This window comes from Arthrobacter gallicola (assembly GCF_014836775.1).
GTDB lineage: Bacteria > Actinomycetota > Actinomycetes > Actinomycetales > Micrococcaceae > Arthrobacter_B > Arthrobacter_B gallicola.
Window position 1 is genome coordinate 261,098 of the sequence record NZ_JACSQD010000002.1, and the last position, 26,444, is coordinate 287,541.

Below are 26,444 nucleotides of genomic sequence, written 5' to 3' on the forward strand. Positions count from 1 at the left end.
GGTTTTGTGAGGTTCCGGATTAGCCCAGGCCCGCGTGCGGCAGTGGTGACCAGCCGAAGCCGGCGCGCGGTCCTGTGGCGAACCCTCCGGCGGCATCGGGCCCTGCAGGCTCCTGACCCTCCGCCTCAGGACCCGCGCCCAGCAGGCTGCGGGTCAGGGCTTCGCGTTGTCCGGAGAGGCTTTCGGCTGCACCGAGCAGCTGTGCGTCGCCGGGGTCCTCCCCCGCTTCCGCCGCCGCCAGGACAGCGCGGCGCACCAGTTCCCGGGCGAACGACGCCGTTGCTCCCTCTGTTTGTTCCGCCACCTGTGCCAGGGCGGCCGCGGAGAACGTGCCGGCCGGTGCATACAGTTCCAGCAATCGGGCGCGGTCGGCGGCATCCGGCAGGGGAATTTCGACGGCGAGGTCCACCCGGCCGGGCCGCTGCGCCAGTGCCCGTTCCAGGACGTCCACCCGGTTAGTGGTCATGATGAACGAGACATCCGCATCGGCGTCGAGTCCGTCCAAGGCATCAAGGACTTCGAACAGCAGCGGCTGAGGCCCGTGGCCCATGCTCCGGTCTTCAGCAATCAGGTCAATGTCTTCCAGCACCACCAGGGACGGAGCCATGGCCCGGGCAAGTTTCGCCGCGTGGGAGACAGCGCCGAGGGAACCGCCGGAGAGGAGCACCGCCGTCGTGCCGGGAGTTTCACTGAGCAGGTGTCTGACGGTATGGGTCTTCCCGGTGCCGGGCGGACCGTAGAGCAGGACACCGCGCTTGAGGTGCTGGCCGGCTGCCTTCAACTGGCTGCGGTGCCCGGCGATGCCGATGACGTGGCTGCGGACCCGCTCCAGCACGCCGTCGGGCAGGATCACTTCGCTGATGGGAAGTAAGGGCCTGGAGAGGAACGTGACGCCGGCGCCGTTTTGGCCATAGGGGTCAAACCCTAGCGACACCACCTGGCCCCGCAGGACGCTGTTGGTCCGCAGGTCTTCCTGGACGGCAGCCAGCACGGCGGCTGCCGCGGAACGGTCCGCTGCCATCACCGCGATGCTCGCGTCCGGACTGCCGGTCTGCGGATCCCCGTTGCGCTGCATTACGGCAACGGGAATCCCGCGGTGGCGGAAGAGCCGGATACCCAGGGCCAGGGCTTCGCGGCTCTCCCCTGGACCGATGGGGACGTTCACATAGTCCGGCTGGCCCACCGGAACGTTGCTATAACCGTCCTCCTGCACTACATCGGAGAGGGTCAGGTGCCGGCGCTGCTGGCCGCCGCCCATGCCAATCAGCACATTGTCCGGGTCCGCCGCAGCCAACCGTTCCAGCGCGATGTCCAGGTCCGCGAACCGGTGGAACGGAATTGTCTCGGCCACGATCGGCACATCCTGGGCCGGGCAGCCCAAATGGCGGCTGATGGCATCCCGCAGCCGCTCCCGGTCCGGGGACTGGAAGCGCTGCTGCTGGGCGAGGTCGATTGCGGCGCTGAAGCTGGCCAGGAAGTCCGCGAGGTTCTTCTCCATGGGCGCCGACCCTATCAGCGGAAGGCGCCCGTTCCGGTGAGGGCGCGGCCCAGGATCAAGGCGTTGATGTCATGGGTCCCCTCGTAGGAGTAGACCGCCTCGGCGTCCGCATGGAAACGGGCGACGTCGGTGTCCAGGGTGATGCCGTTGCCGCCCACCACTTCGCGGGCCAATGCCACGGTTTCCCGCATCGCGGTGCAGGTGAACATCTTGGCCATGGCTGAGTCCTCGTCCCGGAAGATGCCCTCTTCCTGGCGCTGGGTCAGCCGGACCACCATGCCCAGTGAGGCCGTGACGTTGGCTGCCATGGTGGCGAGCTTCTGCTGAGTGAGCTGGAAGGAGGCCAGCGACCGGCCGAACTGCTGCCGTTCCAGGGTGTAGCGCAGGGCCGCCTCGTAGGCGCCGGCCTGCAGCCCGCAGGCGATCCACGCGACGTCGGAACGCAGCCGGCGCATCAGCGCGGCGACGTCCTTGAACGAGTTGATGTTACTGAGCCGGGCGGTATCGGGCACCCGGACGGCCCGGAGTTCGATGTCGGCGTTCTGCATCATCCGCAGGGAGGTCTTGCGCAGGATTTTGCTCATCGAGACGCCGGGGGTTTCGCGCGGAACGAGGAAGGCTTTGACCTGCCCGTCGGCTTCATCCCGGGCGAAGACCGCCAGCACGTCGGCGGTGAAGGCCCCGCCGATCCAGCGCTTGGCGCCGTTGATCACCCAGTTATCACCCTCGCGCCAGGCGGAGGTTTCCAGGCCGCCGGCTATGTCCGAGCCGTGGTCCGGTTCGGTCAGGGCGAAGACGCCGGTGTACTCGAAGGAGCGGATCTTGGGATCCAGGTCCGCCGCCTGTTCCGGGCTGCCGCCTTTCAGAACGGTGGTGCGGAACAGGCCGGACTGGGCGTTGTAGAACGTGGCCACAGACGCATCGGTGCGGGCCAGCTCAAAGTTCCGGAAGCCGGTGTACAGCCCGGAGGTGCGTCCCTGGCTGTCGGTGGCGCCCTCGGGTGCCATGAGGTTCAGGTCCACCAGCGGCTGGCGGATCTGGTACGGGAATTCCCCGGCTTCCCAGTACTCGCCCAGCAGCGGGGCGACCTGCTTATCCAGCACGGTCCGCAGCTGGCCCAGCGCTGCCAGTTCCGGGGTGCTGAGCAGTTCGGAGTAGCCGTAGCGGTCCGAGGGGTAGAACGCTGCTGCGTCTCCGGCACTCACCCGGGCGCTCATGAGCCCAGTCCCAGCAGACGCACGGCGTTTTCCTTGAGGATCTTGGGCCGCACCGCGTCCTTCAACGGCAGGTCCGCGAACGCACTCATCCACTTCTGCGGGGTGATCAAGGGGTAATCGGTGCCGAAGAGCACCTTGTCCTGCAGGACGGAGTTGGAGAGCTTCACCAGCGACTCCGGGAAGTACTTGGGCGACCAGCCGGACAGGTCGATGAAGACATTCGATTTGTGTGTGGCGATCGAGTTGGCTTCGTCCTGCCACGGCACCGACGGGTGCGCCATGATGATCTGGAACTGCGGGAAATCCGCGGCAACCTCATCCAGCAGCAGCGGGTTCGAGTAGCCCAGCTTGATTCCGGACCCGCCGGGTGTACCGGCACCCATGCCGTTCTGCCCGGTATGGAAGACCGCCGGCAGGCCGAGCTGCTGCAGAGCTTCCCACAGCGGGTAATACCGTTGGTCCGAGGGATTGAATCCCTGCAGGCTTGGGTGGAACTTGAACCCACGGACCCCGTAGTCCTCAACCAGCTGTTTCGCCCGGTCGATGGCGTCGGCACCGGTAAGCGGATCTACAGACCCAAACGGGATCAGCACGTCATTGTTCCGGGCTGCGCCCTCGGCAATCTCCTCGATGCTGTTCGGCTCGTGTTTCAACCGGGTCCGGGCGTCCACAGTGAATACCACGGCAGCCATGTTCAGTTCACGATAGGTCGCGGCGATCGCGTCCAGCGACGGCGTCCGCTCCTCGGCCTTGAAGTACTTGCTCGAGGCGTCCATCAGGTCCTGCGGCAGCGAAACGTGTCCGTGGCCGTCGATTTCGATATGCACATGCATGTCGATCGCGGTCAACGAGGCAACATCCAGGCCCAACTCGTAGCGTGTGGGTGCCATGGCTACTTCGCCACCGCTTCGGGCTGGAGTTCGGCGGGCAGCGGCGGGAACTTCTCCCCCACACCCTGCAGGCTGCCGGCGAACGGGAACGCCGCCGCGAGATCCTGATAGGTCCAGCCGCCGTCCCGGTACTCCGAGGCAATAGCTTCCGGATGGGACCACAGCTGCAGCCGGTCCCCACCCACACCAATGGCCTGACCGGTGATCCCGGCAGCATCCTCCGAAGCCAGGAACGCGATCAGCCCGGCCACATCCTCCGCCGTGCCGAAGCCCAGCTCCTTGCGGAAGAAGTCCGGCATCGCCTCACCGCGCTCCTCGGCCTCAACCGCGGCAGCGAAGTACGGAACGGTCTTGGTCATCGCCGTCGCCGCGACCGGAATGACGGCGTTCGCGGTCACGCCGGCCTTCTTCATTTCCAGCGCCCAGGTGCGGACCATGCCCACGATCCCGGCCTTCGCTGCAGCGTAGTTGGTCTGCCCGAAGTTCCCGCGCTGACCCGTCGGGGAACCAATCGTGATGATCCGGCCCGCCACATTGTTTTCCTTGAAGTACGCGTACGCCTCCCGGACACAGGTGAACGTGCCGCGCAGGTGCACGTTAATGACCAGGTCAAAGTCCTCATCGGTCATCTTCAGCAGGCTCTTATCCCGCAGCACCCCGGCATTGGTCACCAGAATGTCCAGGCCGCCGAAGTTCTCCACGGCAGCGGCCACCAGGGCCTTCGCCGTCTCGGTCGACCCGACCGGAGCCACCACCGCAACCGCGCGGCCGCCGTCGGCCTTAATCACCGCTACCGCTTCATCAGCAACGGCCTGATCGACGTCGTTCACCACTACCGCTGCGCCCTGCCGGGCCAGTTCCCGGGCGTAGGCCAGGCCCAGCCCCCGCCCGCTGCCGGTAACAATCGCGGTTTTGCCGTCCAAGGACATGGTGGCTCCTTTTCTGCCGGCAGTGCCGGGCGCCGTTGACCTGCTGTTTTGTTCCATCCTTGCCGGAATGGTTGAAAAAGTCAACGGTTTAAGAGTGCACCTATCCCTGGCGCAGCACCTTCCGCTGGACTTGCCGCCCCACGCCCTGGACAGCTACTCCGGCCGGTGGCGCTGCGCAATGCCGGACGCCAGCTCATAAAAGCGCCGGCGCGCCTCCGGCGGCGAAAGCACCTCGATATGGTCTCCGAACTGCAGCAGTTGCCGCACCGATTCGACATCGGGATAACTGATCTCCGCCGGGCACCACCCCCGGCTGGCCGGTCCGGTGTTTATGAGCCGCGAACCCAGGATCCGGCCCGCCAGATCGAGGCGGTTTGCCCGTAATCGCGCGTGAAGCACAACCGGACCGAGCGTCTCCGTCCGTTGCCTGAGGTCCGCCCAGACCGTGCGCAGGTCTTGGCCCGCCCGGGTCTTCGCGGCGTCGGGCAGCACCACATAATTTTCCAGACGATCGAGGTTAAAAAGCCTGGGTTCCTGCTCACGATCGGCCACCAGGTACCATCGGCCCGCTTTGGACGCCAGACCATACGGGTCCACCACCATCCCGGCGGCCTGCCGGTTTCCGCTGTGCCGATACCAAACCCGGAGCCGGTTCCCTCCGCGCAGGTCGAGTGCCAGGGCAGCCACATCCGTGGCCTGCCCGGCGGCGGAAAGCCAGCTGGCGTTATCAACGATGACAAGGTCTGCCAGCCCCGGTTTCGAGGCGGCAACTGTGGCCTGGCGCGCGGCGATCTTGTGAGTTGCCATTTCGTGGGCGGCCGCCAGACCAAGCTCTTCCCGCTGTGCGCTGTCCAGGCCAGCTAGGGACAGAGCTTCCATCTCAGCCGGTTCAAGCTGGGAGGCGTTCAATCGGCTGCCCGGGAGCAAAACGATGCCGCCCCGCCTGCCCCGCTCTGCGTAGACGGGAACTCCAGCGGCTGACAGTGCTTCCACGTCACGAAGAACCGTTCGCTGGGACACTTCCAGCCGTTCGGCCAGTTCGCGGGTGGTCATCCGGTTCCGCGTTTGCAGGACCAGAAGCATGGCCAGTAGGCGGGAGGCTCTCATGATTCACCATCATGGCGTAAAACATGACAGGTTCTGTCGGGATTCAGCGCTTGAGTCAGTCTGAAGTGTTTTTCCCGTCGCTTGAGGAGACCCCCATGACTGCCCCCAACTTGTTCCTGATCTATGTCCGGGAAACTGAAGCTGCTACCGAGTTCTATCGTTCGCTGTTCGAGATGGAGCCTGTGTTTATCAGTCCCCGGTATGTCGCTTTCGAGGCCGCGCCGGGAGTGCTCTTCGCTTTGTGGACCGGACGCAGCGACCACGCGGAGCCCGCTACGCCGCGGACCTCTGAAATCGGCCTGATGATTCCAGGGGCCGCATCTGCGGTAGACGAGGTCTTTGCGGAGTGGGAAGCCAAGGGAGTCACGGTGCTGGAGCGACCCCACGATGATGTCTTCGGCCGCACGTTTGTGGTCGCCGATCCGGATGGGAACCTCATCCGGGTCTCACCCATGGACTGATGTTCGGGAGCGAACTGGCGCGGCGGGATCAGCGCGGCCTTTGGGCACCTAACCGGGCTGCAGCACCCGGAAGCGCAGGTGGATGCCACCGGCGAAGGCCTCCGTCTCCAGCCGCTCCAGATTGACCGGACGCTCGAGCCCGCTGAACAGGGAGATGCCCCGGCCCAGCAGGATTGGCACCACATGCAGCTGGATTTCATCGACGATCCCGAGTTCGAGGCACTGCCGGGAGATGCTGCCGCCCAGCAGTGCCACCGCCTTCTCCCCCGCCGCGGTCCGTGCCTGCTCTACGGCCTGCGGGAGATCGTCCAGGAACGCGTAGGTGGTGCCGTCCTTTTCGATGGGGCCGCGGGGCGAATGGGTCATCAGGAACACCGGGACTTTCAGCATGCCCCCGTAGGGTTCTTCTCCCGGTTCGATCGTCTGGGTTTTGTTCGCGCCGCCCACCACGGCACCGATCTCCCGGACCACGCGGTTCACCAGCGCGGTGTCCGCCTCCACCGACTCGGCGTCGAACATCCAGTCGACGCCGCCGTCGCTGTCCGCCATAAAACCGTCCACGGTCACCGTTGCGTGAATCAGGACTTTTCCCATGGTTCCGCCCGCCTCTTCGCAGTTTCCCGGGCCTGGCCGTGAAGTTCGGGGCCAGGTCGCGGGGGTTCAGGCTATTTCTAACGCGCAGGCGGGTACCCGCGCCAGAGCCCGGGCACCGGTCAGCCGCCGAGCTCCCCCGAAAGCCGGCCCTGCAGGGACAGTGAAGAGTCATTCAGGCCCGTGATCCGGACGGTTTTGCCGCGGCTGCGGTACTTTTCGGTGATGGAATCCAGCGCCGCGACGGTGGAGGCATCCCAAACATGCGAGCCGCTCATGTCGATCACCACGTCTGCCGGGTCCAGCGCGTACTCGAACTGGGTATAAAGGTCGTTCGAGGAGGCGAAGAACAACTCGCCCCGCACCGCATAGGTGACCGCGGCGCCGTCGTCGGCCACCGTCCGCTGCACGGTGACGAAGTGCGCCACGCGCCGGGCAAACAGGACCATCGCCACCAGGACACCGATGCCGACGCCGATTGCCAGGTTGTGCGTGAGCACGGTCGCGACGACGGTGGTCACCATCACCACGGTTTCCGACCGGGGCATCCGGCGCAGCGTGGACGGGCGGATGCTGTGCCAGTCGAACGCGGCCCAGGCCACGAAGATCATCACCGCGACCAGCGCCGCCATGGGAATCAGCGCCACGATGTCGCCCAGCACCACCACCAGGATCAGCAGGAAAACACCGGCCAGGAACGTGGAAATCCGGGTCCGGGCGCCGGAGGCCTTTACGTTCATCATGGTCTGCCCGACGACGGCGCAGCCGCCCATCCCGCCGAAGAACCCGGTGACGATGTTGGCGATGCCCTGCCCGGCGGCCTCCCGTGGCTTGGAGGAGCGGGTGTCGGTGATGTCGTCCACCAGCTTGGCGGTCAGCAGCGATTCGAGCAGACCCACGAACGCCATCGCCACGGCGAAGGGCGCAATGATCTGCAGGGTTTCCAGGGTCAGCGGAACATCGGGGAAAAGCAGGGCCGGCAGGCTGTCCGGCAGCTCACCCTTGTCCCCCACCGTCGGGACGTTCCAGCCGGCGGCGACGGCGGCAGCCGTGAGCAGGACGATCGCCACCAGCGGTGCGGGCACCGCCGTCGTCAGTTGGGGCAGCAGGAACACAATCAGCAGCCCGACGGCGACGATCGGGTAGACCAGCCACGGCACCCCGATCAGTTCGGGCAGCTGGGAGGAAAACACCAGGATGGCCAGCGCGTTCACGAAGCCCACCATCACGGAGCGCGGAATGAATCGCATCAGCTTGGCGACCCCGGCGAGCGCGAGCAGGATCTGAAAAATCCCGGCCAGGATCACGGTTGGCACCAGGTACTCCACGCCGTGGCTGGCAACAACCGGGGCGATGACCAGCGCCACGGCTCCCGTAGCCGCGGAAACCATGGCTGGCCGTCCGCCCACGAACGCAATGGTCACGGCCATGGTGAAGGAGGCGAACAGGCCCATCCGCGGGTCGACGCCGGCGATCACCGAGAAGGCGATGGCCTCCGGGATCAGGGCCAAGGCCACCACCAGTCCGGCGAGCACCTCGGTTTTCAGCAGCCGCGGCGAGCGCAGGGTGGAGAGGACAGTTTGCGGGGCGGAGTGCGCTGGAACGGGAGTCGGGGCAGGTAGGGACAAGGCGGTTTCCATTCGGGTGTGCGGGGGCATTCGGCGGCCGGGGCGGAATGCCGGGGGCCGTGCGACGAATCCGGTTCCAGAATACCGGCGCGGTGTCCCCGCAATGGAAGTCCAGCCGCTGGCGGAGACGCAGTCCGGAGCGTCGCTCGGCTCGCGGTGCCCGCCGGATGGGGGGTCCGGGTGGCCCTTTCCCTGCGTTTCGGGACATCCCTGCCAGATGGGGACCTCCCGGGTAACCCTTTCCCTGCGTTTCGGGACATCCCTGCCAGATGGGGACCTCCCGGGTGACCCTTTCCCTGCGTTTCGGGACTTCCCTGCCAGATGGGGACCTCCCGGGTGACCCTTTCCCTGCGTTTCGGGACTTCCCTGCCAGATGGGGACAATCCTGCGCGGCGCCGCGGCAGGAAAGTCCCAAACCGGAAGGATTGTCTCAAAACGGAGCAAAACACGGACGGCCAGCCGCTCAGGCCCAAACAGCTCGTATGAGAGGGTCAAAACAGGAACAGCAGCCGTAGAAAGCAGGAAATGTGGAAGAGGAACCATCATTCGTGCCGGGCGTCAGCCGGTGGCGTGCAGACGGCACCAGACTCACCGCGGACTTCGGAACCTGGCGTGGACAGGAGTACGAACTCCTCAGCCGCAGGCGGGATGCGGAGGGAACGCTGTGCCTTCTCTCCCGAGCCGATAAAGCGCCAGGACCCGACTGGCGAACCAGGAAAATGCACCCGAACAATTTCGCCGAAACCCCGTACAGGCATTTCCTCGATGTCCCCGCAGCGGAAGTGACAAACATCCTGCGGGTCGAAACCACTGGGGAATTGGGCCGCAACCGGAAGGTCCAAATCCTGGCTGAGGACGCCGCGGGCAGGCTCGCGGTCATGCAGTCAAGCCTGTGGGATGAATCGGACCAGCGCAGACTCATCACCTCTTACGGTTTCCGTCCGTTCTCTGACAGCGAGCCTTTGTCGCACCAGAGCGTCGCCGGCTGGATCCCGGCCGAGCCCGAACGGAACCCTGACGCTGGGCAGCAGGACCGAGAATTTCTGACGCCCTGAGCCAAGACCCACCCGCTTTTGGGTTCCACGCTCCGGCATGAGGCATAAGGCATACTCGTCCGCATGGCCATCACGGACTTTGAGCGCTATCCCCTGACCTTCGGGCCCAGCCCGGTCCACCCACTCCCCCGCCTAAGCCAGCACCTGGGCGGCGGCGTCGAGATCTGGGCGAAGCGGGAGGACGTCAACAGCGGCCTCGCGTTCGGCGGCAACAAGACCCGCAAACTGGAATACCTGGTGCCGGACGCGCTGGCGCAGGGTGCGGACACGCTGGTGTCCATCGGCGGCTACCAGTCCAACCACACCCGGCAGGTTGCCGCGGTTGCCGCAAAGCTGGGCCTGAAGGCACGGCTGGTGCAGGAGAACTGGGTGGACTGGCCGGACCCGCTCTCGGACCGGGTGGGCAACATCCAGCTTTCCCGGATCATGGGGGCGGACGTCCGGCTGGACAGCGCCGGGTTCGACATCGGTTTCCGCAGCAGCTGGGAGGCCGCCATCGACGAGGTGAAGGCCGACGGCGGCACGCCCTACGCGATTCCGGCCGGCGCCTCTGACCATCCGTTGGGCGGCCTGGGCTTCGCCAACTGGGCGTACGAGGTTCAGCAGCAGGAGCGTGAGCTGGGCATCTTTTTCGACACCATCATTGTCTGTACGGTCACCGGTTCCACCCACGGGGGCATGATCGCCGGCTTCGCCGGACAGGACCGGCCACGGCGGGTGCTCGGCATCGATGCCTCAGCGACCCTGCAGAAGACCCGGGACCAAGTGGAGCGCATCGCCCGGAACACGGCGGAGCTGATCGGCCTGGACCGGGACCTGCGCGACGATGAGATCACCGTCCTGGAGGGCTGGGCCGGGGACCTCTACGGCATTCCGGTGGACTCCACGCTGGAAGCGATCCGGCTCGGTGCCTCGCTCGAGGCGATGATTACCGACCCGGTCTACGAGGGAAAGTCCCTCGCGGGCCTGATCTCCCTGGTGACCAGCGGGGAGATCCCGGCCGGCAGCAGGGTGCTCTACGCCCATCTGGGCGGTCAGCTGGCACTCAACGCCTACAGCGGACTGTTCCGCTCGTAACACTTGCCCACCCCGCCGGAAGGCACGGTTACAGTCAGCTCATGTTCACCGGCCTCAGCGCATTTCCCCTGACCCCGCTCAAAGACGACTCCGTTGACGAGGCCGCCTTCACCGGCCTCGTCCAGCGGCTCGCGGACTCCGGCGTCGACTCCATCACCGCACTGGGATCCACCGGTTCCTACGCCTACCTGACCGCCGCGGAGCGTGCCCGGGTGGCGCAGCTGGCCGTGGAGCACGCTGGCGGAGTACCGGTGTTTGTGGGTGTCGGCGCGCTGCGGACCTCGCATGTCCTGGCGAACGTCCGCTCCGCGGAGGCCGCGGGCGCGGCCGGCATCCTGCTGGCACCCATGAGCTACCAGCCGCTGACCGACGACGACGTCCTGGGCCTCTTCCGGAGCGTCACCGGCGGCACTGACCTGCCTGTGATCGTCTACGACAACCCCGGCACCACCCATTTCAGCTTCAGCACGGAGCTCTACGCACGGATAGCGGAGCTGCCCGGGATCGCGTCCATCAAGATCCCCGGTGTCCCGCAGGCTGCAGCTAAGGCCCGCGAACGGGTCGCAGGAATCCGGGCAGTGCTTCCGGAGCACGTCACCATCGGTATTTCCGGTGATGCGACGGCGGCGGACGGCCTGGCCGCGGGGTGCGACGCCTGGTACTCGGTGATCGCCGGAACGCTCCCGGCCCCCGCACTGCGGATCCTGCGCGCTGCCCGGGCGGACAGTGCGAACACAGCGGACGAGGCAGACCAGGCGGACCGGGCGCACCAGACGGACAGAGCAGCCGCCGCCGCCGCCGAATCGGCGCGGCTGGCTCCCCTGTGGCAGCTCTTCGCCGAGTTCGGCAGCCTCCGGGTTACGGCCGCCATTGCCGAACAGCTTGGGCTGGCGCCGCACGCAAGCCTGCCCCTGCCCCTCCGCGGGCTGGACAGCAACGGACGTACCCGGGTGGCCCGTGTCCTGGAAGAACTCCGGCTGGCCTGAAAACTGCCCGGTTTGGCCTGACGTGAGCCCGGCCACCGCATTCGGTGACTCCGACCGGAAGTCAGTAGGCTTAGGATCCGCGAAATTGTCCGTTTCGCTGATTGTTGCCAGGAGGAATGCCCATGTCACCGTCCCGCGCCGATCTGCAGCGCACAGCTGCCCGGGTTTTTGGCTGGGAGGATTTCCGTCCCGGCCAGCTGGAAGCGATGGAGGCCGCGTCCACGGGCCGGGACGTGCTCTGCATCATGCCCACCGGCGCCGGAAAGTCCGCCGTCTACCAGGTGCCGGCCATGGCGATGCCGGGGACCGCCGTCGTGATTTCACCATTGATTGCCCTCCAGCAGGACCAGGCGGACGCCATTAACGAGGCGGTTGGCCGTACCGCTGCGTACGTGCTCAATTCCGCGCAGTCCCAGGCCTACTGGGACGAGGCGTGGGCCGCGGCAGAGGGGGACGGCGCCGGTCAGGCAAAGTTTCTTTTCCTCGGTCCGGAGCAGGTGGCCAGGGCGGAAGTAGCGGAACGGCTGCGTGCCCTGGACGTCTCCTTAGTGGTTATCGATGAAGCACACTGCGTCTCCGCCTGGGGGCACGATTTCCGCCCCGACTACCTGCAGCTCGATCTTCTGGTCAAGGCCCTGGAACGGCCCGTCGTCGCCCTGACGGCTACGGCTTCCCCGCCGGTTCGAGCCGAGATCGTGGAGCAGCTCGGCATGCGGAATGAACTGCAGGTTTCCCTTGGCTTCGACCGGCCCAACCTGCGCCTGTCCGCGGCACGGCACGAAAATCCGGAGGACAAGCGGCGCGCCATCCTGGCCCAGACCGCGCAGCTGCCCGGCCCCGGACTGCTCTACGTTGCCACCCGCAGGGAAACCGAGGAATATGCGCAGGCCCTGCAGGAAAAAGGGCTGCGCGCTGATGCCTACCACTCAGGGCGGCGCCACGAGGACCGGCAGCAGATCCATGAACAGTTCCTTAACGACGCACTGGACGTGGTGGTGGCTACGACGGCGTTCGGCATGGGCATCGACAAACCCAACGTGCGGTTTGTGGTGCACGCGGATGTGCCCGACTCCGTGGACAGCTATTACCAGGAGATCGGCCGCGGTGGGCGCGATGGGGAACCCTGTGGGATCTTCCTGCACTACCGGCCGGAAGACCTCGGGCTGCGCCGGTTCTTCGCCGCGAAATCCCCCAACGAGGAGGCGCTGAGCCAGGTCTTCAAGGTGGTGAAACGCCATGATGCTCCAGTCTCCGCGGACACGCTCCGGCAGGACCTGGATATCAGCGCCCGGCGGCTCTCCGGGCAGTTGAGCCTGCTGGAACAATCCGGTTCGGTCCAGGCCAGCGGCGCCGGGTATACCGCGCTGCCTGTGACGGCGGCGAAAGCCGTTCAGGCCGCCGTCGAATTCGCCGAAAAGCGGGAGAACATTGACTCATCCCGGCTGGAGATGATGCGCCAGTACGCCGAAACCGGTGACTGCCGCCGGCGCTTCCTGCTGAACTACTTCGGTGAGGACGCTCCCGACATGTGCGGGAACTGTGACAACTGCGAGCGCGCGGAGGAACGGGGCGAGGAACTGGGTCCTCAGGAACCCGCCGGGGAGCAGCCCTTCCCGCTGCAGTCCGAGGTGACCCACGCAGAGTGGGGCCGCGGCATGGTGATGAGCTACGACGACGGCACCGTGACCGTCCTGTTCGATTCCGAAGGCTACAAAACGCTCTCCGTGGACGTGGTGCTGGAGAAGGAGCTGCTCAGGGCACAGTGACGTCCCGGCCCCTCCAGCGGGCAGCGGTTATTCCGGGACCGGTCGCCAAGGACCGCCAGGTTCCGCCATCCCGGCGGCTGAACGAAGGTCACCCGCCGGGATGATGCCTCAGGCCTGCCTGGCGAGTTCAAGCAGCCGCTGCAGCGCCGCCGCTTCGGTCTGTTCGATGACTTCCTCCGGAGCGCCGTCGAACTGATGTTTGGAGCTGCCCGTGGCGCCCTTGCAGCTCCAGCCAATGAACACAGTGCCGGCGGGCTGTCCCTCCAGCGGGCCCGGACCGCCAGCCCCGGTGGTGGAAACGGCGACGTCGGCTCCGAACAGCCGGGCCGCTCCAGCCGCCATCTCCTCGGCGCACCGCGCACTGACCACCGGACCTGGACTGACGCCCAGCACGGACTGCTTGACCTCCGTCAGATACGCCACGATCCCGCCGCACAGCCACTGCCCGGTATTGCCGCCCTTCCCCAGCGCTCCCGTCAGGTTTCCGCAGGTCAGCGACTCAGCCAGGGCCACCTTCAGCCCGGCCCGTTCCACCTCCTCCGCGATGCGGTGTGGAAGCTCTTCCAACTGTCCGTTTGTGGCGTTCATACTCAGCCGCTGCCCACCCTTTCCGGTCCGTATGCTATTGATTAGTAACGCTACTTACTATTTCACCACCCGCGCGGCACCGGTTGTTGCTCAGACCTGCCGCCGCATAACGGAAAAGGGGTCACAGATTGCAGCCGCGCAACACCATTCGGGTCGCCAGTGTTCCCTCCGGACACGTATACATCCGCCATCTGGACCCGGTCCCTGGCGCCACAGCCGGCCAGGCAGAGAAGCTTCCGAAAGTGGTCCGGCTCCCCGATCCGGACCCCGATTCCCCGGACAATCCCGCGACCGGCAAGTGGTGGCCGCCGGTTATGCTGCACGCGGACTGGATCGACGCCAATGCCGCTTCCTTCGACGTTTTCCACATCCACTTCGGATTCGATGCCCTGGACCCGCAGGATCTGCAGGACGCCGTGACCGCATTGCGCCGGCACGGCAAGCCGCTCATCTACACGGTGCACGATCTGCGCAATCCCCACCACAACAGCCCCGAAGCGCACAACGCGCACCTGGACGTCCTGATCCCGGGTGCCGACGCGTTGATAACCCTTACCGCCGGAGCTGCCGCGGAGATCGAACGCCGCTGGGGACGGACTCCCCACGTGATTCCGCACCCGCACGTCGTCGAACTCGACACGATGGAACAGTACGTCCGCCGGGCGGCGCAGACCCCGCCGGGGCAGGAGTTCCGCGTCGGGGTCCACGTCAAAAGCCTGCGGGCCAGCATGGAGCCGCTGCCCGTGATCCAGGCACTGCTGGACGTTGCCCGGCAGGACGGCGGCATGGTGGTGCAGGTTAACGGGCACAAGGATGTCCTGGAATCCGGCGGGGCCCGGTACGACGCCGGCCTGGCACACTTCCTCACCGCCCAGGCCGCTGCCGGGGAACTTGTTCTCCACGTCCACGATTTCCTGCCTGATGATGACCTCTGGGAGTACCTCGCCGGCCTGGACCTCTCGGTGCTGCCCTACCGGTTCGGCACCCACTCCGGCTGGCTGGAGGCCTGCCGGGACCTGGGCACCGCCGTCGCCGCTCCCGACTGCGGCTACTATGCCGGCCAGGGACCGGTGTTCGGCTACCACCACGACGAAGCAGGACTCGATCCGGAATCATTGAAGGCCGCCGTCCGCGCCGCCCGGCTGGCCGGCCCGCCGGAGCCGCTGCCCACCCTGGCGCGCGCCGAACAGCGCACGGTGATCGCGGCCCAGCACACGGAAATCTACGCCACGCTCCTGGACCGGAGCGGGGTGCTGCAGTGAGGCTCTGCGTCATCGGACCCTCCCGGTTTCCGATCAGCGAGCCGTTCGCCGGCGGCCTGGAAGCCCACACCCATGCGCTGGTCTCCGCGCTGACCGCCCGCGGCCACGAGATCACGCTTTTCGCTGCCGCCGGTTCCGACCCGGACCTGAGGAATATGAGGCGCTGCTGCTCGAGGCCGCACAGGTGGTGGCCGCGTGATCGGCTACTACATCCACCATCACGGCAGGGGACACCTCCGCCGCGCCCTGGCCATCGCCGCGGAGCTGCCCACGGGCAGCGTCACCGGGTTATCCTCCCTGGCCTGCCCGCCTGAATGGCACGGTCCCTGGATCCAGCTGGAGCGCGACGATGCCTCCAGCCAGCCGCAAAGCGTTGACGCCAACGGTTTCCTCCACTGGGTTCCGCGTGATGACGCAGGGCTGCGCGGCCGCATGGCCCGGCTTTCGGCCTGGATCCGGGATGCCGCCCCGGCTCTGCTGGTGGCGGATGTGTCCGTGGAAGTTGCCGTCCTCGCGCGCCTGCACGGGGTACCCGTGGTTTCGGTGGCACTGCCGGGCGTCCGGACAGATCCGGCCCACACTCTGGGATTCGGGATCTCCGACGCCGTGATTGCCGCCTGGCCGGCCGCTGCTCCGGACATGCTCCGCACGGCGGATGCCGGCCTGGCCGGGAAACTGCACCCGGTGGGCGCGATCTCCGGGGTGCCGGTGCAGTCCGGCCGGCTGCCCCGCCGCATTGAGCAGGTCCTGGTCCTCGGGGGCGCCGGCGGCGGCGGGATGAGCGACGACGATATCCAGGACGCACGCCGCCAGACGCCGGGCGTGGACTGGGTAGCAGTGGGAACCACACCGGAAAACCGGACCGGCGATCCCCTCCCCCACCTGCGGGCGGCGTCGTTCGTGGTGACCCATGCCGGGCAGGGGGCGGTGGCGGACGCGGCAGCTGCCGGCATCCCGGCGCTGATCGTGCCGCAGGAGCGTCCGCACCAGGAGCAGTTCACCACGGCGCGGGCACTGGCAAAACTGCAGGATCTGCCGGTCATCGTCTCCCCAACCTTCGCCCGGACGGATTGGCGGGAGGTTCTGGAAACGGCCGGAGGGCTGGACGGCAGACAGTGGCACGCCTGGAACGACGGACGCGGAGCGGCCCGGGCAGCGCGGATCCTCACCGCAGTTGCTGACCGCGCGGGGGCACCGGCAGAGGTGGACGCATGAAGATCACCGTCATCACCCTGGCGCAGGGCCGCCACCGGCACCTGGCCGCCCAGCAGCAGGCCCTGCTGCTGTCCTCACGTCCCGTGGATGACTATGTGGTCGTAGCCATGAACGATCCGGACATTGGCGCCCGCGTCCGGGATCCCCGGCTGCCCGGAACAGTCCTGAACGTCCCGGCCTCCGGCAGCAGTCTTCCGCTGGCGAACGCGCGCAACGCCGGTGCCCGGGCAGCGCTGGAGCGCGGTGCCGGCCTGCTGGTCTTCCTCGATGTGGACTGCCTCCCCGGCACGGATCTGGTTGCCGGCTATGCCGCCGCCGCAGAGCAGGCAGACGGCCGCCTGCTCTGCGGACCGGTGACCTACCTGGATCCGCCCGGCCCGGACGGTTACGACCTGATCCGGCTCCAGGACCTGGACGCACCGCATCCCGCGCGGCCGGCGCCGGAACCGGGCAGCATTGTTCCGGACGGCAACCCGGACCTGTTCTGGTCCCTCTCCTTCGCCGTCACGGTCGAAACCTGGCAGCGGATCGGCGGTTTCTGCGAGGACTACACCGGCTACGGCGGGGAAGATACCGATTTCGCGCGGCTCGCCGGGCAGAAGGGCGTGGGGCTGGCGTGGGTGGGCGGAGCCCGCGCCTACCATCAGTGGCATCCCACCCAGGATCCGCCGGTGCAGCACCTCGCGGACATTGTCCGCAACGCAAACCTGTTCCACGAACGCTGGGGCAGCTGGCCCATGGGCGGCTGGCTGGAGGGATTCCGCCGGCGCGGCCTGATCCGAGGCGGTACCGGCTCCGAGCCGTGTGCCCTCAGCGAATCTGTGCCGCTGCCCGGGTGAGCGGCGTGCCGGGTGGCGCGACACTGGCTTGAGTGGGGCTCCCGGCACGGTGCCGGCGGCGGAGCGCACGCAGCGAATGACCCGCGGTCTTCAGCCGTCCTCCGCCATACGGGGCACCGCCGGTGAGGCGAAGCACGGCGGCCACCCACGCGCTCACGGCCCGTTCCAGTACCCAGACCGGCGCCCACAGTGCTGACGACGGCGGAAAGACTGCCCTTCCGCCGCTGCGCCTCCGGCCCAGTTCCGCCAGCCCAATGGCCAGCAGGCCGGCAGCTGCCAGGAGCCGGCGCCGGAGGTGCCAGCCGAGCACGGCTGCGGGCAGCAACGCCAGCTCTGCGGCCAGCCGCCACGGCTGCGCGAACCCGTCGTAAGCCTGCCGGACACGCTGCCCAAGGAAATGCCTGGCGCTGCACGGCAGTCTGGCCACGAACAGCGAAGGTGCCGAAATTTCGGTTCCGCCGGCGGCCCGGACCGTGCGGATCAACTCCAGGTTTTCGAACAATACGTCTCCGTCGTAGCCTCCTGCGGCGAGCAGGGTGGACCGCCGCACTCCCAGGGTGCCGGGAAAGTACGCCCCGAGTGCCCGGTTCAGCAGGGTGCGTGCGGTATCCCAGCGGGCATGCCAGGGCAGGGGTGTGAAGTAGTTCTGGGGCCGCACCACGTCTGCCGTTTCCAACAGGCCCACCATCCGGCGGAAGGAAGCCGCGGTGTAGCGCACGTCGTCGTCGGCAATGACCAGCAGCTCGGTGTGTGCGGCAGCCAAACCGGTCATCACCCCCGCCGCCTTGCCGTTGAGGCAGGCATGCTGCGGCGGCCGGTGGTCCACCCCGGCGGGCCATAACCGGGCATGCTGCTCGAACACGGCGGGCGGGGAGCCGTCCACCACCATGACGGCGGCCCAGTCCAGCACCTCCCCGAGGTAGCGGGGCAGGTTATCGAGTTCCCCCGGCTGCCCGCGGTACAGGGGCAGAATGTAGGTCACAGCATGATTTCCGCAGCTTAACCGTTCCGGCTGGCCAGTCATGGAAAGTAGTGTAAACCAAGACCATAAGCCTGCTTAGCACTTCTCAGTCCGGTTGAACCCGGCTACGTTTTTGCGCAACGGTCCGCCACACCGGCTCGTACCGAGGGCCGGGGACCCTGTGCCGGGCCCCACCGTTGGAGAGTGCAGAATATTCTTTCACAAACAGGAATTGCAGTTCAAATCCACGCCCGATAAGCCGGACGCCGTGTACGCCCGCAAGCTCCAGGAAGTCCTGGGCGGGCAATACGGCGAAATCACCGTCGCCCTGCAGTACAGCTTCCAGGCCTGGAATTCCCATGTCCCCGGAAAGTACCGGGACATGCTCTTCGGTATCGGGTCCGAGGAGTTTGGCCACGTGGAAATGCTCGCAACCATGATTGCCCAGCTGCTGGAGAAGGCGCCGCTGGGGATTACCGACGACGCCGTCCAGTCGGACCCGGCGATCGCCGCCGTTATTGGCGGGACGGACATGCAGCAGGCCATCGTGGCCGGCGCCGGCGCGCGGGCGGTGGACAGCAACGGCAACCCCTGGCAGGGCAGCTGCATCACCGCCAGCGGCAACCTCCTGGCTGACTTCACCGCCAACGCGAACGCGGAAATGCAGGGCCGGGTCCAGGTGGCACGGCTTTATCACATGACCGATGACCACGGGGTGCGGGACCTGCTCTCCTTCCTGCTGGCCCGGGACACCATGCATCAGAACCAGTGGCTGGCCGCTGCCCGGGAACTCCAGGAAGAGGGCGCAGAGAACCTGCCCGTCCCGAGCAACTTCCCAATCAAGAAGGAGGAGCGCTCGGTGTCCTACCAGTACCTGAACTTCTCCGACGGCGCCACGGCCGCAGACGGCTCCTGGGCTTCCGGGCCCACTCCCGACGGCAAGGGCGAGTTCAGCTACCACGACGGCCCGACGACGTCGGCGCCCATGCCGCCGCCCACCCATCCGGATGCGCGGTTCTACGGCACCACCGAACTGCCGAACACCGTGGAAAAAGTCGCCGGATCCGTGCAGGACAAACTGCGGAAGGAATAACGCACGGCGGACCCCGAATGCCGGTGCGGGCCGGGCCGGCTCTCCCGGCCGGCCCCACCGGGCATCAGGGCATGGCCGCCATGGTCTGCCGCAGCAGCGACGGGATGACGCCGCCCGCACGCAGGAGACTCACATCCAGCCCGGTTTCCACGGCTGCCGTGGCGGTGAACTCTTCCCGGTGCCCGTCTGCGGAGTGGAGGATGACGGGGATTCCGGCACGCGGGGCAAGGTCGTCTGCGCCGGCTTGGATCTCCAGGGTGCCACCCGGGCGCAGGGCCCTGAGTTTGGCGCCTGCTTCCGCCGTGACGGTCAGGGGCAGGATGCCCATCCCAATGAGGTTGGAGCGGTGGATCCGCTCAAAACTGCCGGCCAGGACGGCCCGGACACCGAGTAGCCGCTGCGCCTTTGCCGCCCAGTCCCGGGAGGAACCGGTGCCAAAGCGTTCTCCGGCCACGACCACCACGGAGTGCCCGTCCAGGCGGTATTTCTCCGCTGCTTCGAAGAGCGGCAGGATTTCCCCGCTGGGGGCGTGCACGGTATGCCCCACCGGCAGCCCGTCCGGGATGTCCGCCGCCAGGTGGTTCACCACGGTTTTGTTATGGAACGCTCCACGGAGCATCACTTCCCAGTTGCCCCTCCGGGAGGCGAACACATTCAGGTCGTGCCGGTCCTCGCCCCGCTCGGCCAGGAAATCCGCCACGAACCCTGTGGCGGGAATGGCACTGGCCGGTGAGATGTGGTCCGTGGTGATGTCATCGCCCAGGACCAGCAGCGGATGGGCCGTGTATCTGCCCAGCTGACTGCCCTCCGAGACCGAGGCGAATGGCGGCCGGCGCAGGATGGTGGAGTCTTCCGCCCAGGGAAAGAGCGGTCCGTCCGGTGCCTCGAGGCGGGACCACATCGGGTTCCGGACGGCCAGGGAAAAGTCCCGGGCAAAGTCGGCGGGATCCTGTCCGCGTTCCCACACCGCATCGATTTCCGCCTGGTCAGGCAGCAGGTCAGCGAGCCTCACCGGAGCCGGCCCCGTCCCGGCCAGGAAGTCAAAGGAGGTGAGATCCACGTCCGCGCGGCCCGCCAATGCGTAGGCAACCACCAGGGGCGGGGACATAATGAAGCCCAGGTCAAGATCCGGATGCACCCGGCCGGGAAAGTTCCGGTTCCCCGAGAGGACCGCCACCGCTCGAACCCGCCCCGCATCGACGTTTGCCTTGACGGAGTCCTGGAGCGGGCCGGGGTTGCCGATGCAGGTGGTGCACCCGAAGCCGACGATGTCGAATCCGACGGCGCCCAGGTCCTCCAGCAGACCGGAACGCGAAAGGTAGCTCGCAGCGGCCGGTGATCCGGGGGCCAGGGAGGTTTTGACCCAGGGCGCGGGCCGCAGTCCCAGCTGCCGTGCTTTGCGTGCCACCAGGCCGGCAGCAATCAACAGCTTCGGGTCCGTGGTGTTGGTGCAGCTGGTAATCGCGGCAAGCGCGACGGGGAAGCGGGGCAGGTCCGACGCCGGTTCGCCCGTGAGCACTCCCTCAGCAGCCAGTGCATCCGGGATACCGCCCAGGGCCAGCAGGTCCTGGGGGCGGCGCGGCCCGGCGGCGCGCAGCTGGACGGTGCTGAGGTCCACGGTGGTGCTGCGGCTGTACTCGGGGCTGGCCCCGGGATCAAACCAGAAGCCGCATGCCTTGGCGTAGTGCTCCACGAGCGCACGCTGGGACTCGTTGCGCCCGGTCTGGCGCAGATAGTCCAGCACCTGCTGATCCACCGGAAAGAACCCCGTTGTCGCCCCGTACTCCGGGGCCATATTGGCCACCACCGCGCGCTGGCCGACGCTGAGGCCGGAGACTCCCGGTCCGCAGAACTCGATAAACTCCCCCGATACACCCATTGCGCGCAGCCGATGGGTCACCGTGAGTGCCAGGTCGGTCGCCGTCGCTCCGCGGGGCAGGGTGCCCGTCAGCCGGACGCCCACGACGTCGGGGATCCGCAGGGTGGTGGGCATCCCGAACATAACAGTCTGGGCCTCCAGTCCGCCCACACCCCAGCCGAGCACGCCCGCTCCGTTGATCATGGGGGTGTGGCTGTCCGTGCCGATCATCATGTCCGGCACGGCCCACACCGGCCCGCCGCCGCCGTCGTCGACCGTGGTGACCACGGTGGCCAGCTGTTCAAGATTGATCGTGTGCATGATGCCGGTGCCCGGCGGATTAATGCGGACCGTTTCCATGCCCTGCGCAGCCCATTTCAGGAAGCTGTAACGCTCGTTGTTCCGGCGGTACTCGTGGACCAGGTTCCGCCCGGCGGCATCGGGACGCCCGTACTCCTCCACGGCCAGGGAATGGTCAATCGATACATCCACCGGAACCACCGGGTTCAGCACAGAGGGGTCGAGCCCGGCCTCGGCCAGGGAGTTCCGCATTCCCGCGATGTCCACGAGTGCCGGTGTGCTGGTGGTGTCATGCATCAGGATGCGCCCGGGCCAGAATTCCAGCTCCTCCAGGGATGTCCGCGCCTGAAGCCAGCCCCGGAGGTTCTCCACCGTCCGCGCACTTTCCCCGGCGGAGGAATTGCGCAGGGTGTTTTCAGCGAGAAGGCGCAGGACTACCGGCAGGCGGTAAAAGTCCCCGCCCAGGGCCGCGCGGGCGTCAACGGCGCGGAAGTCCTCTCCGTTCACCCGGAATTCCGTGGTCCAGTCCTTCGCTGCGGCACCACTCGCCATTTCGCCCTCTTTCATCGGTTACAGGTTATAAGCTATACCGAATTCACCCAACACCGCCTTCGCCGTCGAAATATTTTCGGGGTGCACACGGACCTTGAACGGCCAGGCCACGTGGCGACACTTATAGTTCACACGTTATAGGGTATTTTTGTGGCCAGCGTCACAGTGTTTGAAATTCTGCTCATCGATAGTTCCACCGGAAGGAATCGGCCGTGAAGCCCAGCGTCGAGCCCACAGTGCGCCCACGCCTAGCCAGACGCACAGCAATGGCTGTTTTCGCCGTCCTCGGCGCTGCCGCCGTGGTTATGGCGTCGGTTGATGCCTCTGCCAGCGGAAGCGGTGACGATGCGCGCAGCCAGTTGACCATCATCGCTCCGGCCGGGGCCGGCGGCGGCTGGGACGGAGCAGCCCGTGAGGCGCAGCAGGCCATGCGCGCCCAAGGCATCGTCAACAACGCCCAGGTGGTGAATATCCCGGGAGCCGGAGGAACCATCGGGCTGACCAAGTTCGCCGGCATGGAGGGTGAGAACACCACCGTCATGATGATGGGCATCACCATGCTCGGAGCCATCAACATCAACGGCTCGGAAACCACACTGGAGGATGTCACCCCGCTGGCCCGCATCACCGAGGACTACGACGTCCTGGTGGTCCCGGCGGATTCCCCCTACAACTCCGTGGATGAACTGGTTTCCGACTGGCAGCAGAACCCCAAATCCTTCGCCTTCGGCGGCGGCTCGCTTGGCAGCGTGGACCAAATGATCATCACGCAGCTGGCGCAGGCCAGCGGGATCGACCCCACCGCGGTGAACTACATTGCCTACTCCGGCGGCGGTGAACTGGCCACCTCCCTCATGTCCGGCACCATCAAGGCATCGGTGAGCGGCTACGTGGACTTCGCGGACCAGATCGAGGCCGGGCGGCTGAAGGCCCTTGCGGTTTCAGCTCCGGAACCGGTCGGGTCCATCGACGTTCCCACTTTGAAGGAGCTGGGCTACGACATTGAGCTCACCAACTGGCGCGGAATTGTCGGACCACCAGGCATCAGCGACGAGCAGAAGCAGGAGCTTCAGGCCATCCTCGCCGAAGTGGTGGAAACGCCGCAGTGGCGCGATGCGATCGAGCGCAACCAGTGGACTGACAGGTTCCTGGCCGGCGAGGAGTTCGAACGTTTTATTGCCGAGGAGACATCGGCCGTCAATGACATCTGGAATGACCTGGGCTACTAAGAGCCCCCTAGCGCTGGAGACACCATGACAATCCTGGTTGGATACACGAACACCATTGAGGGAGAAGCTGCCCTCCGCCACGGCCTTGATGCGGCAGAGTCCACCGGTATGCCGGTGACCATCTTCCCGTTGACGGAGAATCCTCCGGCAGCAGGCAGTGACGCCGCCCTTGAGGAGGCACTGACCGCCGGCGCAAAACTCCTTGAACGCGATCCGCAGGGACGGCACGCGGCGGAGGAGCTGCTTGATACCTCCGCGGAAATCGCGGCGCACCTGATCATCATCGGCGTCCGGAACCGCTCCCGGGTCAGCAAAATCATCCTTGGCTCCGACGCCCAAACCATCATCCTGGGCTCCCAGGTTCCGGTGCTGACCGTGAAGGCAGCATCCGATGACGACTGAGGCACGGGACGGTACAGAAACAGCGGACCCCACACCGGAGGGCACCACCGCGGGCGGTTTCTGGACCGGTCGCAGCGGTTTAGTAGTGGCAGGCATCCTGGCTGCCATCGGCGTTTACCTGGTCGCCGGCATCATCACCATGGATGTGCCGGACGGCGCTAAATCACCGGGCCCCACCTTCTTCCCGATCCTGATTGCCACGGCGGTCTTCGTCCTGGCAGGTCTGTTGGCAATCCAGACATTGCGCAACCCCGATCCGATGCCGGCCGGGCCTGCGGAACACCGCTTCTACACGGACTGGAAGTCACTGGGACTCGTGTTCTTCTCCTTCCTGGCTTTCGCGCTCCTGCTGGTGCCCGTTGGCTGGCTGCTCTCCGCAGCGCTGCTGTTCTGGGGCGTGGCCCGGGCCTTGGGCAGTAAGCGCCCGCTATTCGACATCGGGCTCGCCCTGGTGTTTTCCTCCTGCATCCAGCTGGCCTTCGGCGCCGGACTGGGCCTCAACCTGCCTGGCGGCATCCTGGAAGGAATCTACGGCTGATGGAATCCCTATCCCTGCTTATGGAGGGCTTCTCCCAGGCGCTGACTCCCATGAACCTGCTCTGGGTTTTCGTGGGGGCGTTCCTCGGCACCGCCGTTGGCGTCCTGCCCGGCCTGGGTTCCTCGATGGCCGTTGCACTGCTGCTCCCGGTGACCTTCAGCCTGGATCCGGTCGGAGCCTTCATCATGTTCGCCGGTGTCTACTTCGGCGGCCTGTTCGGCGACTCCACCATGGGCATCCTGATGAATACGCCCGGCGGATCCACGGCAATTGCCACCACTTTCGAAGGCCACCGCATGGCCAAGCTGGGGCGGGCTCCGCAGGCGCTGGCCACCTCAGCCATTGGCGCCTTCATCGGCGGCCTGATCGCGACCACACTGGTGGTTTTCTTCGCACCGAAACTCGCGGACCTCGCCGTGATGTTTGGTCCTGCCGAGTATTTTGCCCTGGCCCTATTCGCGTTCATCGCGACGGCATCGGTCGTGTCCGATTCCGTTATCAAGGGACTGGCCGCTCTGGGCATCGGTTTGGCCCTCGCCGTCGTGGGCATCGACGGCATTTCCGGTGCCTCCCGGTTCACCGCGGATATGCCCCAGCTCTTTGACGGCATCAGCATCATCGTCATCACGGTCGGAGTCCTGGCCCTGGGTGAGGTCCTGCACGTTGCCTCCCGGATCCACCGGGATCCCGCACTGTCCGCGATCGCTGTTTCCGGCCGCCCCTACCTGTCCAAGCGCGAGTTCCGCGAGGCTCTGCCGGCTTGGCTCCGGGGAACCGCCTTCGGCGTTCCCTTCGGCGTCATCCCCGTGGGCGGCGCCGAAGTGCCGACCTTCATGGCGTACGGGACGGAACGGCGGCTGGACCGTAAACGCCGCAACCCGCAGTTCGGCAAGGGAGCCATCCGCGGCGTGGCCGCTCCGGAAGCCGCAGGCAACGCCACCTCCGGCACCGCGATGGGTGCCCTGCTGGCGCTGGGCCTGCCGACCTCCGCCACGGCTGCGATCATGCTGGCTGCTTTCCAGCAGTACGGCCTGCAGCCCGGGCCGCTGCTCTTCGAACGCAACCCGGACCTCGTCTGGGCACTCCTGGCCAGCCTCTTCGTGGGCCTGGTGATGCTGCTGGTCCTTAACCTGCCGTTCGCCCCGCTCTGGGCCAAGCTGCTGCTCATTCCCAAGCACTACCTGTTTGCCGGAATCACGGTCTTTTGCGGCCTGGGCGTCTACGCGACCAGCGCCGCGGTGTCTGACCTGCTGATTGTCCTGGCCATTGGCTTCCTGGGCTTCATTCTGCGCCGCTATGGTTTTCCGCTGGCCCCGATCATGATCGGCGTGGTGCTCGGCCCGCTGGCGGAAACCAGCCTGCGGAACGCAATGATGTCCAGCGGCGGCGAGGTTTCGGTTCTGGTCAGCAGCCCCATCACCTGGGCTCTCTACGGGGTCCTGGCCATCGTCATCATCTACACGCTCTGGCGGAGAATCACCACGCGCGCCCGGGCGGACGTCTAGGCCCTCTTCGGGGCGGACACCGCGTGGCTGCTGCTTAGGCCCCGCGGTGTCCGCCGCCGCAATTCCACCGGGTCCCGGAGCCCAGCGCGCCGGTAGGCTATAAGAAACAGACTATTTCGGCTGTCGTTCCTGCGTCGGTTCCGTAGGAGGGGCCCGCCAGGGACAAGGAGTCAGCCGTGCCAACCCCTCCTGTTGCACTGACCAAGAGTGCCTACGCCTACGAAGAGCTCCGGCGGCGCATCCTCACCGCGGAAATCCAGCACGGATCTGTGCTGAGCCAGGCTCAGATGGCCCACGATCTGGGCGTCAGCACCACCCCGCTCCGGGAAGCCCTGCGGCGGCTGGAAGCTGAGGGCCTGGTCCAGCTGGAATCCCACCGGGATGCACGGGTTGCCGCCCTCACGGCGGAGGAGGCCGGCAATCTCTACGTCATCCGCGAAAACCTCGATCCGCTGGCAGCCGGCCTGGCCGCAGAGAGCAGGAACCAGGCGGACATCAGCGCCATCAAGGAATCCCTCCGCCGGCTGGTCCCGCTGAGTGACGCCAATGACCTGGCGGCGATGACGGCGCACCGGGAGTTCCACCGCAGCATCTACACCGCGTCCCATAACCCGCTCCTCACCGGCATTCTGGAGGGCCTCTGGGACAAGGCGGACCGTTACCGGCAGATCGGGCTGCAGAGCCAAAAGGACTCCCGGACGGATCGGGCCAGGGTCCAGGCCGAGCACAAGGACATCGCGGCAGCTGTCATTGCCGGGGACGCCGAGGCAGCCCGCGCCGCGATGCACCGGCACGTTGTGGGAAGCCTGGGACGCCGTGCCATTGAGGTGCTGTCATCGACGAAACCTGACGCTTCGTAGCTGATGCCGCCCAGCCGGGGACCGCATAAGACGTTCC

The 26,444-nt window shown here is 66.7% G+C and carries 24 protein-coding genes; 14 read left to right on the top strand and 10 right to left on the bottom strand.

Annotated features, from left to right (window positions below):
- Positions 1-19: 19 nt before the first annotated feature.
- The 5 genes from H9639_RS05600 to H9639_RS05620 form a co-directional block, all read right to left on the bottom strand.
- Positions 20-1,498, bottom strand: a complete 1,479-nt coding sequence (locus tag H9639_RS05600; protein ID WP_191807141.1) for an ATP-binding protein — start codon at positions 1,496-1,498, stop codon at positions 20-22.
- 14 nt (positions 1,499-1,512) lie between these two features.
- Positions 1,513-2,715 carry an acyl-CoA dehydrogenase family protein gene (locus tag H9639_RS05605; protein WP_191807142.1) on the bottom strand — a complete coding sequence of 401 codons (1,203 nt, stop codon included), beginning with the start codon at positions 2,713-2,715 and terminating at the stop codon, positions 1,513-1,515.
- The gene (locus H9639_RS05610; RefSeq protein WP_191807143.1) at positions 2,712-3,605 is read right to left on the bottom strand and encodes an amidohydrolase family protein; all 894 of its coding nucleotides are present in this window, start codon (positions 3,603-3,605) and stop codon (positions 2,712-2,714) included. Before H9639_RS05610 ends, H9639_RS05605 begins: the two co-directional genes overlap by 4 nt.
- 2 nt (positions 3,606-3,607) lie before the next feature.
- Positions 3,608-4,534 carry an SDR family NAD(P)-dependent oxidoreductase gene (locus H9639_RS05615; protein WP_191807144.1) on the bottom strand — a complete coding sequence of 309 codons (927 nt, stop codon included), beginning with the start codon at positions 4,532-4,534 and terminating at the stop codon, positions 3,608-3,610.
- A 153-nt stretch (positions 4,535-4,687) separates the two neighbouring features.
- Entirely contained in the window at positions 4,688-5,641 is a 954-nt protein-coding gene (locus H9639_RS05620; protein WP_191807145.1) for a helix-turn-helix transcriptional regulator, read from the bottom strand.
- 95 nt (positions 5,642-5,736) lie between these two features.
- Between H9639_RS05620 and H9639_RS05625 the strand changes: the two genes are divergently transcribed.
- Complete coding sequence (locus H9639_RS05625; protein ID WP_191807146.1) at positions 5,737-6,102, top strand: VOC family protein; 366 nt, start codon at positions 5,737-5,739, stop codon at positions 6,100-6,102.
- A 48-nt stretch (positions 6,103-6,150) separates the two neighbouring features.
- On the opposite strand, the gene H9639_RS05630 is transcribed toward H9639_RS05625, so the two are convergent.
- Together H9639_RS05630 and H9639_RS05635 are read right to left on the bottom strand one after the other, a co-directional pair.
- A complete protein-coding gene (locus H9639_RS05630) occupies positions 6,151-6,696 on the bottom strand; it encodes a dihydrofolate reductase family protein (RefSeq protein WP_191807147.1) in 546 nt (181 codons plus the stop codon).
- 119 nt (positions 6,697-6,815) lie between these two features.
- Positions 6,816-8,333, bottom strand: coding sequence for a SulP family inorganic anion transporter (locus H9639_RS05635; protein WP_191807148.1), 1,518 nt, complete (start codon positions 8,331-8,333; stop codon positions 6,816-6,818).
- A gap of 707 nt (positions 8,334-9,040) precedes the next feature.
- Between H9639_RS05635 and H9639_RS05640 the strand changes: the two genes are divergently transcribed.
- The 4 genes from H9639_RS05640 (at position 9,041) to H9639_RS05655 (ending at position 13,205) form a co-directional block, all read left to right on the top strand.
- The gene (locus tag H9639_RS05640; protein ID WP_191807149.1) at positions 9,041-9,376 is read left to right on the top strand and encodes a hypothetical protein; all 336 of its coding nucleotides are present in this window, start codon (positions 9,041-9,043) and stop codon (positions 9,374-9,376) included.
- 63 nt (positions 9,377-9,439) lie between these two features.
- Complete coding sequence (locus H9639_RS05645) at positions 9,440-10,453, top strand: 1-aminocyclopropane-1-carboxylate deaminase (RefSeq protein ID WP_191807150.1); 1,014 nt, start codon at positions 9,440-9,442, stop codon at positions 10,451-10,453.
- Positions 10,454-10,494: 41 nt separating this feature from the next.
- Positions 10,495-11,439: a dihydrodipicolinate synthase family protein gene (locus H9639_RS05650; RefSeq protein WP_191807151.1), complete on the top strand. Its 945-nt coding sequence runs from the start codon at positions 10,495-10,497 to the stop codon at positions 11,437-11,439.
- Positions 11,440-11,561: 122 nt separating this feature from the next.
- On the top strand, positions 11,562-13,205 hold the full coding sequence (locus tag H9639_RS05655; protein ID WP_191745426.1) for a RecQ family ATP-dependent DNA helicase: 1,644 nt from the start codon (positions 11,562-11,564) through the stop codon (positions 13,203-13,205).
- Positions 13,206-13,313: 108 nt separating this feature from the next.
- Here the strand turns inward: H9639_RS05655 and H9639_RS05660 are convergent, their stop codons facing one another.
- Positions 13,314-13,793, bottom strand: coding sequence for a CinA family protein (locus H9639_RS05660; RefSeq protein ID WP_191745425.1), 480 nt, complete (start codon positions 13,791-13,793; stop codon positions 13,314-13,316).
- Between the two features lie 242 nt (positions 13,794-14,035).
- Here H9639_RS05660 and H9639_RS05665 point away from each other — a divergent pair, with 242 nt between their 5' ends.
- The 3 genes from H9639_RS05665 to H9639_RS05675 all read left to right on the top strand — a co-directional run bounded on the left by H9639_RS05665 (position 14,036) and on the right by H9639_RS05675 (position 17,109).
- Complete coding sequence (locus H9639_RS05665; RefSeq protein WP_318241992.1) at positions 14,036-15,055, top strand: glycosyltransferase family protein; 1,020 nt, start codon at positions 14,036-14,038, stop codon at positions 15,053-15,055.
- A gap of 195 nt (positions 15,056-15,250) precedes the next feature.
- Positions 15,251-16,270, top strand: a complete 1,020-nt coding sequence (locus H9639_RS17155; RefSeq protein ID WP_191807153.1) for a glycosyltransferase — start codon at positions 15,251-15,253, stop codon at positions 16,268-16,270.
- Entirely contained in the window at positions 16,267-17,109 is an 843-nt protein-coding gene (locus H9639_RS05675; RefSeq protein WP_191807154.1) for a glycosyltransferase family 2 protein, read from the top strand. Before H9639_RS17155 ends, H9639_RS05675 begins: the two co-directional genes overlap by 4 nt.
- On the opposite strand, the gene H9639_RS05680 is transcribed toward H9639_RS05675, so the two are convergent.
- Positions 17,081-18,091, bottom strand: a complete 1,011-nt coding sequence (locus H9639_RS05680) for a glycosyltransferase (protein ID WP_318241994.1) — start codon at positions 18,089-18,091, stop codon at positions 17,081-17,083. The genes H9639_RS05675 and H9639_RS05680 overlap by 29 nt on opposite strands.
- A 190-nt stretch (positions 18,092-18,281) precedes the next feature.
- On the opposite strand from H9639_RS05680, the gene H9639_RS05685 reads away from it, so the two are divergent.
- Positions 18,282-19,163 carry a manganese catalase family protein gene (locus H9639_RS05685; RefSeq protein ID WP_191807421.1) on the top strand — a complete coding sequence of 294 codons (882 nt, stop codon included), beginning with the start codon at positions 18,282-18,284 and terminating at the stop codon, positions 19,161-19,163.
- Between the two features lie 64 nt (positions 19,164-19,227).
- On the opposite strand, the gene acnA is transcribed toward H9639_RS05685, so the two are convergent.
- Positions 19,228-21,888 (bottom strand): aconitate hydratase AcnA, encoded by a 2,661-nt coding sequence (acnA, locus tag H9639_RS05690; protein ID WP_225219247.1) that lies wholly within the window; start codon positions 21,886-21,888, stop codon positions 19,228-19,230.
- A 251-nt stretch (positions 21,889-22,139) separates the two neighbouring features.
- On the opposite strand from acnA, the gene H9639_RS05695 reads away from it, so the two are divergent.
- The 5 genes from H9639_RS05695 to H9639_RS05715 all read left to right on the top strand — a co-directional run bounded on the left by H9639_RS05695 (position 22,140) and on the right by H9639_RS05715 (position 26,407).
- A complete protein-coding gene (locus H9639_RS05695; protein ID WP_191807156.1) occupies positions 22,140-23,102 on the top strand; it encodes a tripartite tricarboxylate transporter substrate binding protein in 963 nt (320 codons plus the stop codon).
- A gap of 24 nt (positions 23,103-23,126) precedes the next feature.
- Positions 23,127-23,504 carry a universal stress protein gene (locus H9639_RS05700; protein ID WP_191807157.1) on the top strand — a complete coding sequence of 126 codons (378 nt, stop codon included), beginning with the start codon at positions 23,127-23,129 and terminating at the stop codon, positions 23,502-23,504.
- On the top strand, positions 23,494-24,042 hold the full coding sequence (locus tag H9639_RS05705; RefSeq protein ID WP_191807158.1) for a tripartite tricarboxylate transporter TctB family protein: 549 nt from the start codon (positions 23,494-23,496) through the stop codon (positions 24,040-24,042). Before H9639_RS05700 ends, H9639_RS05705 begins: the two co-directional genes overlap by 11 nt.
- Positions 24,042-25,547: a tripartite tricarboxylate transporter permease gene (locus H9639_RS05710; RefSeq protein ID WP_191807159.1), complete on the top strand. Its 1,506-nt coding sequence runs from the start codon at positions 24,042-24,044 to the stop codon at positions 25,545-25,547. The genes H9639_RS05705 and H9639_RS05710 overlap by 1 nt, the downstream gene beginning before the upstream one ends.
- Positions 25,548-25,723: 176 nt before the next feature.
- A complete protein-coding gene (locus tag H9639_RS05715) occupies positions 25,724-26,407 on the top strand; it encodes a GntR family transcriptional regulator (protein WP_191807160.1) in 684 nt (227 codons plus the stop codon).
- Positions 26,408-26,444: the final 37 nt, after the last annotated feature.

Coding starts and splice junctions, on each gene's coding strand:
- H9639_RS05610 (WP_191807143.1), bottom strand. CDS start 3,605: ATGGCACCCACACGCTACGAGTTGGGCCTGGATGTTGCCTCGTTGACC.
- H9639_RS05675 (WP_191807154.1), top strand. CDS start 16,267: ATGAAGATCACCGTCATCACCCTGGCGCAGGGCCGCCACCGGCACCTG.
- H9639_RS05635 (WP_191807148.1), bottom strand. CDS start 8,333: ATGGAAACCGCCTTGTCCCTACCTGCCCCGACTCCCGTTCCAGCGCAC.
- H9639_RS05620 (WP_191807145.1), bottom strand. CDS start 5,641: ATGAGAGCCTCCCGCCTACTGGCCATGCTTCTGGTCCTGCAAACGCGG.
- H9639_RS05625 (WP_191807146.1), top strand. CDS start 5,737: ATGACTGCCCCCAACTTGTTCCTGATCTATGTCCGGGAAACTGAAGCT.
- H9639_RS05600 (WP_191807141.1), bottom strand. CDS start 1,498: ATGGAGAAGAACCTCGCGGACTTCCTGGCCAGCTTCAGCGCCGCAATC.
- H9639_RS05660 (WP_191745425.1), bottom strand. CDS start 13,793: ATGAACGCCACAAACGGACAGTTGGAAGAGCTTCCACACCGCATCGCG.
- H9639_RS05630 (WP_191807147.1), bottom strand. CDS start 6,696: ATGGGAAAAGTCCTGATTCACGCAACGGTGACCGTGGACGGTTTTATG.
- H9639_RS05655 (WP_191745426.1), top strand. CDS start 11,562: ATGTCACCGTCCCGCGCCGATCTGCAGCGCACAGCTGCCCGGGTTTTT.
- H9639_RS05615 (WP_191807144.1), bottom strand. CDS start 4,534: ATGTCCTTGGACGGCAAAACCGCGATTGTTACCGGCAGCGGGCGGGGG.
- H9639_RS05710 (WP_191807159.1), top strand. CDS start 24,042: ATGGAATCCCTATCCCTGCTTATGGAGGGCTTCTCCCAGGCGCTGACT.
- H9639_RS05640 (WP_191807149.1), top strand. CDS start 9,041: ATGCACCCGAACAATTTCGCCGAAACCCCGTACAGGCATTTCCTCGAT.
- H9639_RS05650 (WP_191807151.1), top strand. CDS start 10,495: ATGTTCACCGGCCTCAGCGCATTTCCCCTGACCCCGCTCAAAGACGAC.
- acnA (WP_225219247.1), bottom strand. CDS start 21,888: ATGAAAGAGGGCGAAATGGCGAGTGGTGCCGCAGCGAAGGACTGGACC.
- H9639_RS05700 (WP_191807157.1), top strand. CDS start 23,127: ATGACAATCCTGGTTGGATACACGAACACCATTGAGGGAGAAGCTGCC.
- H9639_RS05695 (WP_191807156.1), top strand. CDS start 22,140: ATGGCTGTTTTCGCCGTCCTCGGCGCTGCCGCCGTGGTTATGGCGTCG.
- H9639_RS05645 (WP_191807150.1), top strand. CDS start 9,440: ATGGCCATCACGGACTTTGAGCGCTATCCCCTGACCTTCGGGCCCAGC.
- H9639_RS05705 (WP_191807158.1), top strand. CDS start 23,494: ATGACGACTGAGGCACGGGACGGTACAGAAACAGCGGACCCCACACCG.
- H9639_RS05605 (WP_191807142.1), bottom strand. CDS start 2,715: ATGAGCGCCCGGGTGAGTGCCGGAGACGCAGCAGCGTTCTACCCCTCG.